This is a genomic window from Niameybacter massiliensis, assembly GCF_001282685.1.
GTDB classification, from domain to species: Bacteria; Bacillota; Clostridia; order Lachnospirales; family Cellulosilyticaceae; genus Holtiella; species Holtiella tumoricola.
Window position 1 is genome coordinate 669,202 of sequence record NZ_LN875035.1, and the last position, 14,165, is coordinate 683,366.

The 14,165-nt window shown below is 34.7% G+C and carries 13 protein-coding genes; 1 reads left to right on the top strand and 12 read right to left on the bottom strand.

Annotated elements, in window-relative coordinates; translation table 11 throughout:
- Position 1: 1 nt before the first annotated feature.
- The 9 genes from rlmN to BN2390_RS08945 are packed head-to-tail and all read right to left on the bottom strand — an operon-like array spanning position 2 to position 8,681.
- Positions 2-1,039 (bottom strand): dual-specificity RNA methyltransferase RlmN, encoded by a 1,038-nt coding sequence (gene rlmN / locus BN2390_RS08905; protein WP_053984001.1) that lies wholly within the window; start codon positions 1,037-1,039, stop codon positions 2-4.
- 12 nt (positions 1,040-1,051) lie between these two features.
- The gene (rsmB, locus tag BN2390_RS08910) at positions 1,052-2,362 is read right to left on the bottom strand and encodes a 16S rRNA (cytosine(967)-C(5))-methyltransferase RsmB (RefSeq protein WP_053984002.1); all 1,311 of its coding nucleotides are present in this window, start codon (positions 2,360-2,362) and stop codon (positions 1,052-1,054) included.
- A gap of 49 nt (positions 2,363-2,411) precedes the next feature.
- The gene (locus BN2390_RS08915; protein ID WP_053984003.1) at positions 2,412-3,104 is read right to left on the bottom strand and encodes a zinc metallopeptidase; all 693 of its coding nucleotides are present in this window, start codon (positions 3,102-3,104) and stop codon (positions 2,412-2,414) included.
- Positions 3,105-3,120: 16 nt separating this feature from the next.
- The gene (gene fmt / locus BN2390_RS08920) at positions 3,121-4,056 is read right to left on the bottom strand and encodes a methionyl-tRNA formyltransferase (RefSeq protein WP_053984004.1); all 936 of its coding nucleotides are present in this window, start codon (positions 4,054-4,056) and stop codon (positions 3,121-3,123) included.
- A 9-nt stretch (positions 4,057-4,065) separates the two neighbouring features.
- On the bottom strand, positions 4,066-4,536 hold the full coding sequence (def, locus tag BN2390_RS08925; RefSeq protein ID WP_053984005.1) for a peptide deformylase: 471 nt from the start codon (positions 4,534-4,536) through the stop codon (positions 4,066-4,068).
- 15 nt (positions 4,537-4,551) lie between these two features.
- Positions 4,552-6,804 (bottom strand): replication restart helicase PriA, encoded by a 2,253-nt coding sequence (priA, locus tag BN2390_RS08930; protein ID WP_053984006.1) that lies wholly within the window; start codon positions 6,802-6,804, stop codon positions 4,552-4,554.
- Positions 6,805-6,851: 47 nt separating this feature from the next.
- Entirely contained in the window at positions 6,852-7,148 is a 297-nt protein-coding gene (gene rpoZ / locus BN2390_RS08935) for a DNA-directed RNA polymerase subunit omega (RefSeq protein ID WP_053984007.1), read from the bottom strand.
- Positions 7,149-7,163: 15 nt separating this feature from the next.
- Positions 7,164-7,766, bottom strand: coding sequence for a guanylate kinase (gene gmk / locus BN2390_RS08940; RefSeq protein WP_053984008.1), 603 nt, complete (start codon positions 7,764-7,766; stop codon positions 7,164-7,166).
- Between the two features lie 36 nt (positions 7,767-7,802).
- Positions 7,803-8,681, bottom strand: coding sequence for a YicC/YloC family endoribonuclease (locus BN2390_RS08945; RefSeq protein ID WP_053984009.1), 879 nt, complete (start codon positions 8,679-8,681; stop codon positions 7,803-7,805).
- Positions 8,682-8,787: 106 nt separating this feature from the next.
- Between BN2390_RS08945 and BN2390_RS08950 the strand changes: the two genes are divergently transcribed.
- Complete coding sequence (locus BN2390_RS08950; RefSeq protein ID WP_053984010.1) at positions 8,788-10,557, top strand: Rqc2 family fibronectin-binding protein; 1,770 nt, start codon at positions 8,788-8,790, stop codon at positions 10,555-10,557.
- A gap of 80 nt (positions 10,558-10,637) precedes the next feature.
- On the opposite strand, the gene BN2390_RS08955 is transcribed toward BN2390_RS08950, so the two are convergent.
- The 3 genes from BN2390_RS08955 to BN2390_RS08965 all read right to left on the bottom strand — a co-directional run bounded on the left by BN2390_RS08955 (position 10,638) and on the right by BN2390_RS08965 (position 14,096).
- Positions 10,638-11,834 (bottom strand): MFS transporter, encoded by a 1,197-nt coding sequence (locus tag BN2390_RS08955; RefSeq protein ID WP_053984011.1) that lies wholly within the window; start codon positions 11,832-11,834, stop codon positions 10,638-10,640.
- 57 nt (positions 11,835-11,891) lie between these two features.
- Entirely contained in the window at positions 11,892-13,310 is a 1,419-nt protein-coding gene (locus BN2390_RS08960) for a L,D-transpeptidase (RefSeq protein ID WP_053984012.1), read from the bottom strand.
- Positions 13,311-13,412: 102 nt separating this feature from the next.
- Positions 13,413-14,096 (bottom strand): TIGR00266 family protein, encoded by a 684-nt coding sequence (locus BN2390_RS08965; RefSeq protein WP_053984013.1) that lies wholly within the window; start codon positions 14,094-14,096, stop codon positions 13,413-13,415.
- Positions 14,097-14,165 lie beyond the last annotated feature (69 nt).

Here is a 14,165-nt window from a genome sequence, read left to right on the forward strand (position 1 = left end):
GCTATTCACCTCTTTTTTGTAGATACCTTCGCCTTAACTGTCCGCATGCTGCATCGATATCTTGTCCAAGTGTACGGCGTACAGTTGTCTCTATGTGATTAGATTTTAATACGTCAGCAAAATCTTCAATACTATGATTTGTTGCTGCTTTATAGCCACGTTCTTCTATTGGATTAACAGGAATTAAATTCACATGTGCTAACATTCCCTTGAGTAGTTTAGCAAGGCGCATCGCATCTTCTACACTATCATTTTCCCCTTGAATTAATGAGTATTCAAAGGTGATACGACGTCCAGTTTGATCAATATAATACTTACATGCTTCTAAAATTTCTGCAATGCTGTATTTCTTTGCAATAGGCATAACTTCACGTCGTTTTTCGTCTGTCGTAGCATGTAAAGAAATAGCAAGTGTAATTTGGAACCCTCTATCTGCTAGTTCATAAATTTTAGGTACAAGACCACATGTTGAAACAGTAATATGACGCTGTCCTATATTTTGACCTAATTCATGATTAATAAGTTCCACAAACTTTGTCGTAATGTCCATATATTCTAACGGTTCTCCGCTTCCCATGATAACGATGTTAGAAATACGTTCTCCTGTATCAAGCTGAGCCTGATAAATTTGACCAAGCATTTCAGATACTTTTAAATTTCTAACAAGGCCTTCAAGTGTGGATGCGCAAAATTTACATCCCATACGACATCCTACTTGTGAAGAAATACAAATAGAATTACCATGTTTATAACGCATTAAAACACTTTCTATTATATGGGAATCAGACAATTCAAACAAGTACTTTATTGTACCATCTATTTGAGATTCATATTTTTCTAAGATTTTTATAGAAGTTAAAGGAAATTTTTCTTTTAATTCGTTTCTTAAAGTTGCTGGTAAGTTACTCATTTCGTCATAATTCCACACCATTTTGTTATGAAGCCAATCAAAAAGTTGCTTTGCTCTAAACTTACCTTGTTTCATTTCTTGCATTAATAATTCAAGCTCTGTCAAATTCATGCTAATAATATCATTCATGTTTCTACTCCTTTACTTTCTAAACCTAGCGATAAAAAAGCCATCTGTTTCTTCTAAATAAGGTAAAATCTCAATATAAGCATTGTCATGTACCTCAGATTTTAAACACTCTGGTAAGTTAAAAGGTATAGAATCTGTTTTTAAACCTAATTCTTTGGCATAAATGACCATATCTTGATTTTCTTCTCGGGTTAATGTACATGTACTATAAACAAGTATGCCATCTTCTTTAAGATATTTTACAGCTTGATCCATTAATCCTTTTTGAATCTCATTAATTTCTTTAATGGCTGTATCATCTTTTGTATACCGTATATCTGGCTTACGCTTCATAATACCTAATCCAGAACAAGGTGCATCAAGTAAAACTTTATCAAACTGCCCAATCCACTCTTTACACTCTACAAGTCCATCTTGTAATGTTCCTTTTATAATCGTAGTGCCAAGTCTTGTAGCATTTTTCTCAATAAGTTCAATCTTATGTTCATGGACATCACACCCAACTACTTCTCCCTCATTTTCCATAAGGGCTGCTAGATGTGTTGTTTTACCTCCTGGTGCACTACACATATCTAATATACGTTCACCTTTTTGTGGTGCTAATACATGCCCCACTAACATAGCACTTTCATCTTGTACAGTCCATAGTCCTGCTTTATAAGATGGGCTATGATGAATACCTAGTCCTGTCTTGATATAAAAGCTTTCAGGTACAAAACCTTCTTCTAGAATTTCTATACCTTCTTTTTCAAGTTCTACTTTTAATGCTTCTTTTGTAATTTTTAAGGTATTTGTACGAATACAAATCTTAGCACGTTGTGATAAACTTTCACAAATAAGCTTTGTTTTTTCTTCACCATAAGCTTCTACCCATCTATCAATAATCCATTCTGGTATAGAATAGTACACACTTAAACTTGGATAAGTAATGGTATCCTTTTGTCTTTCAATATTTCTAAGTGTTCCATTTATAAATCCAGCTAAATTACTCATTTTACGCTTATGCATAATTTTTACTGCTTCATTGATAACTGCTGAAGCTGGTACCTTATCTAAAAAAAGTAATTGATAAACACTCATGCGCATAATACTACGCACTAAAGGCTTCATCTTCTTAACAGGTGTCTTTGAAAATTGATTAATAATATAATCTAAACGAAGTCTCCATTTAATGGTTCCATAAATAACTTCATTTGCAAAACTTTTATCTTTACCTTCTAATTGATCTAACTCTTTTTTTAGTGCTAGTTGTAAATAAGTTTCATCTTTTTCTAAATCCGTTAAAATTTGTGCAATAACTTCTCTTATCGGTTTTGCTTTCATACTTTATCCTCTTTCCTAAAAAAAAGAGGCTATTAAAAACAGCCCCTTTTTAATCTCTATCATTTCCACCATAAATCAGCAATAGTCTAAGTAGCATCATTAAGGAAGTGGCAGCACCTGCTACATAAGTAAGGGCTGCAGCTTGAAGGACCTCTTTTGCTCCATCTAACTCTTCATCTGACAAAATACCGCTATTTGAAAGTGCAACAAGCGCACGCTTAGAAGCATTAAATTCTACAGGTAATGTCACAAAACTAAAAAGTGTTGTAAAGCTAAAGAGAATAATACCAATCCATAACAGTCCATTCAATGAAGTAATGGCACCTAAAAATACCATTGGTAAGGATAGACTGTTTGCAAAATTAGTAACTGGGATAAGCTTATGACGTAAGTTCAAGAATCCATATTGCTCAGACTCTTGTAATACATGCCCCACTTCATGGGCTGCAACACTTACGGCCGCAATTGAATTCAGGCTATAAGTTGTCTCTGAAAGACCAATCTCTTTTTTCATTGGGTTATAATGATCAGTCATAGAACCTCTGATGGGTCTAATACCAATATTCCCCAAATGATGAATCATCAAAATTCTTCTTGCTGCCTCTTCTCCCGTATATCCTGACAAGCAACGCACTCTAGAATATTTACTAAATGTGCTTTGTAACTTCATACTTGCCCATAAAGGTACAATTGAAATCCCTAAAAATAAAATCCAATATAAAGAATTGGAAGTTCCATGCATACCATCAGCTCCTATCTTAGTTCCCTAATAGTCTGCCCTTTTCAATACTATTCCCCTTAATGTATTCTGATACAGGCATTCTCTTTTTATTAGGTGCTTGTATCTCCTCAATAATTAAGATCCCATTTCCAGTTTGCACATGCATCCCAGCCTTATCAACTTCAATAATTGTACCTGGTGCATAATCGGTATTTTCATTGGTCATACTTGTTTGCCATACTTTCATTGGTTGCCCTTCATAGTAAGTATAGGCTACAGGCCATGGATTAAGACCTCTGACTTTAGCATCAATTTCATGGTTAGATTTTTCCCAATTAATCTCACCTAATGCTTTTTGAATCATAGAGGCATAAGTTGCTTGGTTATCATCTTGCTTTTCTCTTTCTTTTCCACCAGCTTCAATCATAGGCATAGCTTCTTTAAGTGCTTGTGCACCTACAATTTTCATCTTATCATGTAAAGATTCATAAGTATCACTTGGATCAATTGGCATAGACTTTTTATAAAGCATATCCCCTGTATCCATTCCTTTATCCATATACATAATGGTTACACCAGTTTCTTTTTCTTCATCTAGAATACTCCATTGAATTGGTGCAGCACCTCTGTACTTAGGAAGGAGTGAGCCATGAATATTAATACATCCAAGACTTGGTACTTCTAACACGGATTCTGGCAAGATTTGACCATATGCTACTACAACCATAACATCTGGATTTAAAGTTTTTATGTGGTTAAGAAATTCTTCATTACCTTTTACACGTTCTGGCTGTAATACAGGTAAATCATATTTTAGAGCAAGCTCTTTAACTGGTGGCATTAAAACTTTGTTTCCACGACCTTTTGGTCTATCCGGTTGTGTAACAACAGCTAACACATTATGTCCTTCATCAATCAACATTTGTAGTGTAGGAACTGAAAAATCAGGTGTTCCCATAAAAATAATATTCATGATTACCTCCTACTGGTTATCTTCTGTAAATTCTACTAAATCGCCTTCCACTAAATCCACAAAAAGTTTACCATTTAAGTGATCATTTTCGTGTAGCATTGCACGTGCCATAAGTTCTTCGCCTTCTACTTCAAACCAATTTCCATGACGATCTTGAGCACGTAACTTCGCATAATTTGGTCTTCTTACTGCACCGTATTTTTTAGGTACACTTAAACAACCTTCTTCACCAAATTGTTCGCCTTCTACTTCAAGGATTTCTGGGTTTATAAATTCAATAACACCTTCACCAATATCTACTACAAAAATACGTTTTAATAACCCAATTTGTGGAGCCGCAAGACCTACCCCATCTGCATGATACATAGTTTCTGTCATATCATCTAATAACGCCCATAAAGATTCATCAAATTTTGTAACCTCTTTAGATACTTTTCTAAGTAATGGGTCACTTTCTATACGTATTGTACGTGTCGCCATAATTGCCTCCTTCATTTAAAACATACTTCTTGGGTCTATATCCCAATTTATTTTTATTGTACCAGTATTTTCTCGATTAATAAACTTATTTAAACAATATTTTCCATAAATCAGCACTTTTTCTCGCTCTACACCCATCATAATCAATTGCCATCTATATTCATCCGCAATTTTACTAATGGTTGCTGCTGCTGGTCCAACAATACGAAAAAGTCCTTTTTTATTGTAGTATTCATAATAATACTTTAACGTATGCACTTTTTGAATGACTTCTGTCTCATTTTTACCAGAAACAACTAAACTAAATAAATGGGTATAAGGTGGATAACCAAGTAATTTTCTTACTTTAAGTTGATCTTCATAAAATGCTTGTTGCTGATTATATTTAATTTTCTCTAACACCATATTCTCTGGACTGTAAGTTTGGATAATAACTTCACCCTTTTTATCTCCTCGTCCAGCTCTTCCTAGTGTCTGTGTAATAAGCTGATACGTTCTTTCTTCACTCCTAAAATCTTGAAGATAAAGCGCTTGATCTGCTGCAATAATTCCAACTAAGGTTACATCTGGAAAGTCATGTCCTTTTGCAATCATCTGCGTCCCTACTAAGACATTAAAATCATGCTTTTGAAAAGCTTCAAGCACTTTACTATGCCCTTCTTTACCAGAAGTCGTATCAAAGTCCATACGTCCGATCCCGTAGGCCCCAAAATAATTTTGCAAGTACTCTTCCACCTTTTCTGTTCCACTGCCAAAAAATCTAATATGACTGCTTCCACAGCTTGGACAGATCGTTGGAATCATTTCTTTATGTCCACAATAATGGCACTCTAAATAACCTGATTGTCTATGATAGGTCATGGCAATATCACAGTGTTTACATTTTACAACATAACCACAGTTACGGCAGTTAATAAATGTAGAATGTCCTCTTCTATTGATCAGTAACATAACTTGATTCCCAGCAATAAGCGTTCTTTCTATAGCTTCATGTAATGCACCACTGATAATCTGCATATTGCCATTTTGAAGTTCTCGTCTCATATCCACAATCTGAACATAGGGCAGTGTGGCCCCACCAATACGTTTTGTAAGTGGAACCAATTCAAGTTCACCCTCTTGCATTTGATAGTAACTTTCAAGACTTGGGGTTGCCGAAGCTAAAATCAGTGTCCCCCCACATCCTATCATTCTTCTTCTCGCTACATCTGTCGCATGATATTTAGGTGTAGTCTCTGATTTATAAGTTGCTTCATGTTCCTCATCAATTACAATCAGCTTTAAGTCAACCATTGGCATAAAAACTGCACTACGTGGACCAATCATAACACGTATTTTACCTTCTTTTGCCTCTTGATAAAGTCTTTGCCTTTCTCCACTCCCCATACGACTATGGGTAAGGGCCACTACATTTCCAAAACGCTCCCGAAAGCGCATTAAAGTCTGCCTAGTGAGTGCAATTTCTGGTATCAGTACAATAGCACTACCACCTTCTTCGAGTACTTTACAAATAGCAGTTAAAAAAACTTCTGTTTTACCACTACCTGTAACCCCTTCAAGAAGTACACCTTTGTAATAAGGACTTTCAATAGCCTGATAAATTTTATCTTTGGCCATTTGTTGCTCTTCATTAAGCACTTTAAAAGCATCGTATGCAATAGGATTTGGAATAAAAACCTTAAGTCTTTCTTCTTTTCTTAAGATTTCCTTTTTAATCAGCGTATTTAAACTAGATGGACTAACCTCTTGACTCTTTTTAAGCTCCTCAAGCGAAATAGCTTCTTCCATCATAAATAGCGTTAAGATCGCACGCTGTTTATCAAAGCTTTTCTTTGTACTTTCCTTTGCAATATACTTCTCTAAGTCATTTAGACTTAACCCACGACAAATATAAGTTTCTGTTTCCGGCAAAGGCCTATAAGGTGTCTTTGCCATACCTGGTGGTAAAATAAGTTCTAATGCCATTGCAAAAGTACACCCATAATAATTCACTAAAAATCGGGCCAGATTCACCTGTTCTAAACTTAAAAGGGGTTCCTCATCAAAAAGCTCTAAAATGGGCTTAATCCTATAGTTTTCTTCTGTTAGGTTGTCTAGTAAATGTATAACAAAAGCAACTTGTGTACGATTCCCTTGTCCAAAAGGAACCTTCACTCGTTGCCCAATAGATACTTTTTGTGCTAAATGAATAGGAATACTGTAAGTAAACAAACGATCGATTTCTTCTGTTTTAGCAAAGTTCATAATCACTTGTACATACTTACTCATACTTAACGCCTACCTTACATAAAGAATAAACAAGTGCAAGCACTTGTTTATTCTCCTAATTCTTTAATTTTAATTTTCCCTGCGTAAAGTTCGTCTACTGCAATTGATGTAGATTTTTTATGTTTAAGCTTTTCATTTAATTCAGCTGCTTCTTTGATACGAATTGGATCAATTGGTGTATCTTTCTCTGCATTTTTGCTGTTTGATTCTTCATTAACGATATCAATGATTTGTCTTGCACGTCTCGCTGCAGCAATAATGATTGAGTAACGGCTTGTAACGACTTTCTCGTTTGCGTCCTCATTTAATTTTTCCATAAGTTGAGTGTATGATGGTTGTAACATGGATTAATCCTCCTTTTATTTTGTGAGCATTTCTTCAATATAAGTTTTATATCTATAACTTTTTAGTTTCTCAGCTCTCACAATATTTCTAATGTGTTCCACTGCATCTTCTAAGCGGTCATTAATAACAATATAATCGTATTCTTTATACATTTTAAGTTCATCTACTGCACGTGCTAAACGTTTTTCAATCACATCATCAGTTTCTGTTCCACGTCCAATAAGTCTGCTTTTCAACTCTTCAAAAGTTGGTGGCATAATGAATACAAAAATAGCATCAGGGTATACACTTTTAACTTGCATTGCTCCTTGAACTTCAATCTCTAGAATAACATCTTTACCTTCTTCAACACTTTTATCAATGAAACTTTTTGGTGTTCCATAATAATTGTTGCAGAAATTAGCATACTCTAAAAGCTCGCCTTTTTCAATCATTTCTTCAAATTCTTCTACAGATTTGAAGAAATAATGCACTTCATCTTGTTCCCCTATACGTGGTTGTCTTGTTGTAGCTGAAATAGATAAGATAAAATCTTCTTTGATTAATTCTTTTACGATCGTACCTTTACCTGAACCCGATGGGCCAGAAAGGATGATCTTAAGTCCTTCACTTTGCATCATTATCTCCTTAAAATCAAAATATTATTCTTTTGCTTATTCTATATTTTGAATTTGTTCTCTCATTTTTTCAATCTCTGTCTTTAGTTGTACAGCATAAGATGTCACTTGATATTCATTGGCTTTAGAAGCAATAGTATTGGCTTCACGATTCATTTCTTGCATTAAGAAGTCTAACTTACGTCCAACACTACCTTCTTCTTCTAAAATAGCCTGAAGCTGATTAATATGACTTCTTAATCTTGTAAGTTCTTCATCAATAGCTGTACGATCTGCAAAAATCGCAAGCTCCGTTGCAAGACGTGTTTCATCTACTGGAATATCTTCAAGTAGCTTTTGAAGGCGTTCTTCAAGCTTTACTTTATAGTGGGCAACAATTTTGTCACTCACTTGCTCTAGTGAACCCACTACTTCTAAAAGGAAAGTTGCTTTTTGAAGTAAATCTTCTTTTAAGGCAATACCTTCTTTTTCTCTCATTGTAATGACACTGTTTAAAGCTTCATCTAAAGCTTCTTCTATCATTGGCCATATTTCTTCTATATCTGATGCTTTCTTATGAATAGATATGGCATCACTTAAATTCATAAGTTCAGAAAGACCTATATTATCTATGAGCCCAAGTTTTGTTCCAACTTGTCTAAGTGCTTCTACATATGCTACACAAGCTGCTTCATTTACAACGACTTCAATATCGTCTTCTGATACACTTGTCATAAAGAGGTTGAGTTCTACTTTCCCTCTTGCAATAAGTGATTTTACTTTTTTACGTATTGGGTCTTCAAGTGATGTAAGGCCTTTTGGCATACGTATAGAAATCTCACAGTATCTATGATTCACTGTACTGATTTCAACATTGACTTTTCGGTTATATGCTTCTTTTTCACATCTACCGTATCCTGTCATACTTTTTATCATGAGGTTACCCCTTTACTTATTAATCGCTACATATTATAGCATACCTTACTTCTATTTTCAAAAAAATTATGCTATACTTCGGGTATTAATTAAAGGAGGTCCTATTATGGCATTAGACGGCATTGTTGTATCTCACATCGTCTCTGAACTTCAAGAAGCCCTTATTGGTGGGCGTATCGATAAAATTTATCAACCTGAAAAGGACGAGCTCTTACTCTCTGTACGTAACCAAAAAGAAGCTTTAAAACTTTTTTTAACTGCTGGAAGTAACTACCCTCGTATTCACCTTACAACACGTGTTAAGAACACTTCTAATACACCACCTATGTTTTGTATGCTTCTTCGCAAACATCTTTCTAGTGGTCGAATTATGAATGTCTCTCAACCTGGTTTTGAACGTATCGTTCAGCTAGACATTGAAGCTACAAATGAATTAGGTGACCGCGAAAATAAACGTCTCATTATCGAAATGATGGGAAGACACAGTAATATTATTTTAACTAAAGCTGATGGTACAATCATTGATAGTATCAAACATATTTCAGCCTTACAAAGTAGTATGCGTGAACTTTTACCTGGAAAACCTTATTTTTACCCTAATAATCAAACCAAACTTGATCCAAGTGCTTTAACAAAAGAAAGCTTTATAGACCATCTTAACAGTTTAGAAGTGCCCCTCTTTAAAGCACTTTATACAACGTATCAAGGATTAAGTCCAATGGTTAGTCATGCACTTTGCCATGCGGCTGGTGTGAAAGATGAAACCCTTTGTAATCTCTTATCATCTGAAGAAAGCCTAAAACTCTATAAAGTTATGAAAAACTTTATGGACGGTGTTAAAAAACATGAATTTGTGCCAACCCTTTTCTTAGATGAAACAGACCATAGCGTAGATTTTTATAGTTTCCCACTTAGCGAGTCTTTCCCTAAAAGTGAAACTTACCCGAGCTTATCAGGACTTCTAGAACATTTCTACTATGATCAATCCACACGCTCTGTTGTCTCACAAAAAACAGCAGATATTAAAAAGTTACTTTTAAACTTTATTGAGCGTAATGTACGTAAAAAAGCTATTCAAGAAAAAGCCATTGAAAGTAGTGAAGATGCAGAGATTTATAAAATTTACGGCGAGCTCCTTACAGCTTATTCGTTCCAAGTCCCTGCAGGTGCTAAGTCTTTTGAAACTGCAAACTACTATAGCGAAAACTATGAGATGATTGAGATTCCATTAGATCCACAGTTAACAGCTATTGAAAACGCCCAAAAATACTTTAAACACTATAATAAAGCTAAGCGTACACTAGTTGCAGCTCATGAGCAATTAGAACATATTAATGAAGAACTGGACTATTTAAATTCTGTGCTTGTCTCATTAGATTTCCTTCAGACACAAGCAGATATTGATGGATTGCGCTTAGAACTGATTGAAATGGGTTACCTCAAAAAACGTAAGGTAGCCAAAACAAAAGTGCCTAAAAATGTCATTCCTTATATGCACTTTGAATCTAGTGAAGGCCATACTATCTATGTAGGTAAAAACAACTATCAAAATGATGAATTGACTATGAAATTTGCTAAAATAACAGATATGTGGTTGCACATTAAAGATGGTCCTGGTTCACACGTTATTATTAAATTAAATCCTGGTGAAGCACCAAATGATGTGACGCTGATTGAAGCTGCTATGCTTGCTGCTTACTTTAGTAAAGCTAAATTCTCTAGCAATGTAGCCATTGATTATACCTACCGTAAAAATGTTAAAAAGGTTCCAAATGCGAAACCTGGTATGGTTATCTACACAAACTTTAATACAGTTTATGTCACACCAGATGAAAAACTCATTAAATCTTTAGAAAAAGGGATTCAAGGAAAATAAACCTTATCCATCACTTAAATAAAAGTCCTATAGAAGCAGGTATTTCTCCTGTGTTCTATAGGACTTTTTAATGTGAAAATTTATTTATTTCCTTCTTTAAACCTACCAAGAATGACAAATGCTAAAATAGAGGCTATACCTGCAAAAACAAAAGGTAGTTTAGGCCCAATTCCAAAAATAAATCCTGAGACAAGTGAACCTATGACCATCCCTAAGGCTTTAGCTGAACCTTGAACACCCATTACTGTTCCATAGTCTTTATCTGCTAACTTAGAAACCATACTTTGTTGAATAGGCATAACAAGTGCACTCACAGCTACAAATCCTACGAGGCAAAGAAGTGCTACTACCATAGAGCTTACAAGACTTGCTATAATTAAAAATATACCTGTTAAGCATGTTGTATAACGAATAAGTGTTTTCTCCACCACTTTCGTACTAAGCCATGGACCTATAAAGACATTCATAATAAGTCCAATAACGCCTGCTATAGCCAGTACAAGTCCATTTACTGTACTTGGCATATTTAGTACTGATTCAATATAATAATTAATGGTTGAGTTATAAGATGTGGTGGTCATATTAATAAGTGCCATAACTACAATCAATATACCTATAGCCGAATGATAATCTAATGTCGTTCTACGTGGCTTTAAGTGTTCTAAGTAGATCACTATCTTTTCATGCTTTTCACTTTTAGTTGCCTTTTGATAAATAAATGGAATGAGTACAAGTGCTAATACAAAACAAAAGCTCCCTTGTGCTAAAAATGTATATTGGTAATTATTTTGTCCAATAAATCCGCCTAATAGCGATCCTATTGAAGCCCCTAGTGAGAGTGTGGCTGTGTAATACGATAAATAACGCATACGTTCTTTAGGGCTCGTTAAGTCTGTTAAATAGGCTAATGCTGTTGTTATATAACAAATAGAAAATGTACCTCCTACCAATCTAAAAATCATAATCGGTAAAATTTGATGACTAAGTCCAAATCCCCATTGACTGAGTCCATATCCTATGACACCTAAAATAAGAAATTTCTTTCTCCCTTTTTGATCGGATAAAGAGCCCCATACAGGAGACATGACATAGTTTGCAACTGCCATTAAGGCAAAGAAAACACCAAACATATAGCTTGGAAAACCATTTTCATTAATTAACTTTGGCGTTACAGGATGAGCCATATTAAATGCAGCCATAATAAATAAATTTAAAATGAGCAAAATGTGTATTTGCTTCCTATTCGCTTTTTCTTCTGTTTGAATTAATCTGTCCATTGTTTATTCCTTCAATTCTAATGATAGTCCCTTCTATTGTAGCAAGGTCATCTACCTTTATTCAATATATACTTTTGTTTTTTCAGGAATATTTTTATAGATCCAACCACTATCTTCTTCAGATAAGCGAATACAGCCATGAGATACACGACTTCCTAACTGATAAAGTCCTGATTTAACATACTCTCCTGTTTTATCAAATAAAATAGAGTGATACATATAATCTCTAAATATAACAGAAGCATTTTTACAACGATAGCCCTTTTCCATACCAAAGTAAGGTACTTTATATTCTATCTCAAAATGTCCTGATGGCGTTAAACTTTTATCTTTACCTGTTGAACATTTCATCACTTTAACAAGTTCCCACTGATTTTTTTCTCCCTTAAAGGCATAGGTACGTTGTCTTAAAAGGTCTGTCCAAAGTAAATACTCTGTTTGACTTTCATAATCTTTAAGATTCACATAGTCTTCTAACTCCTTTTGTGTTGCTTCTCTAAGCCACTGTCCATTATCTCCTATAATTGTAATGCTTCCTAAAGGGACTGTTACTTTTTTCCCCTTTTCATCTAATATAACGTGATACTGACCTTTCTCACTTCTCCAAAGTTCTACTTCTTCACCATTTTCAAACTGACCTACTTTATAGTTCATTTTAGCTGTCACTTTAAATTTAGGAAAAATTTTTTCTAAAGCTTTAATACGCTTTACCTTCATATAACCATTATAAAGAGGAATAGGCCTTTGCCCATAGCTTTCTGGAGAAGGCATCTGGAAATCTTGTATGGTTTCTATATAGGTATTAAGATAGATGACCGCCTTACCTTCTATAGTGGGCTGTATCTCTATCTTTTTCTCACATCTAGGGGGTAAAACTTGATTTTTCATATAAAGATCAATAAAGTTTTCACCATCCCAATACATATCAATATAATCAAAATAAATAGGATACGCTGAGCTGTTAACAATGGACCCATTTAAAATTTGCAAATAGTTTGCTTCACTGTATACTAGCTCTTCTAACCTATAGCTATCCGATGTTGCCGTTAAATCATAAAGTACCCCAAGTGTCTCTACAGGAATCATCATAGTCTTCTCTACTTTTATATGATACGTTGGTATGTACCCTATTAAAATAGGCTGCTCACCAAGTCTGACATCAACCTCAGTTCCACTATAAGGTACAATTTCTGCTAAAGTTTCTTCCTTACCTAATCTAGAAAACACTAATGTGTCTCCTATTTGGTCAAACTTAACTCCTATTGTAAGGAGTGTTTCTATAGGTAGAAGGGTTGTTTCATTGACCTCATATAAGCTAAATGTTTCCTCTTTAAACTTTAAAGTTTGTCCACTCTCTACTAAGTGTCCGATTACTAAGTTTGTATCAAAGCCTTTTAGTTCCTCACCATATAAGACATTACAACTTAGCCCAATAATGCATATAATTAAGATAAAAAAATTTGGGCGTCTCATCATCTCATTCCTCGTTTTTTTCTTTTATGTTGCCCGATTGCCTATCTAAACATACAAAAAAAGCGCTCTTACATTTTAAAATGCAAGAACACTTCTATTTATTATTTAATTTCCTGATGTTGGTATGAATGGTATAATACGACTCGCAAAGTTTTGCATTGTAATCGTTTGAAGCCATATTGTCCCAGGGCCTGTTAGTTTTGTTAAAAAGAGCCCTTCTCCACCAAAGAAGATATTCTTAAACCCTTTAACTGTCTCAATTTCATAACGTACACCACGTTCAAAACCAACTACATTTCCTGTATCAACTTTTACAACTTCACCCGGTGCTAAGTCACGTCTTACAACACTCCCTGCAACTTCTAAAAACACCATTCCATGTCCACTAATACGTTGGAGAATAAATCCCTCTCCACCAAACATACCTGCTGAGAAACGTTTTGTAAATTCCACACCTAATTCCACACCCGTTGTTCCACATAGGAAAGCACTTTTTTGGCAAATGTATTCTTTTGAACCATCTACTTCTAAAGCTAAAATTTTACCTGGAAAAGTTGAAGCAAATACGATTTCCGCATCAGGCTTTCTAGAAGTATAAGTCGCCATAAATAAGGATTCACCTGAAAACATACGGCCAATCCCTTTCATAAGACCACCTTTTACATTAGTATCCATGACAATGCCATCATCCATCCAAGCCATGCCACCAGATTGTGTATAAATACTTTCGCCTGAATTAAGTTTTACTGATACCGCTGGTAAATCCTCTCCAAAAACACGATACTCCATATTATTCCCCCTTTATCTCATTTCATGTTTATTATACAGCCGTCTATTTCTCCATGCAACTTAAGATTT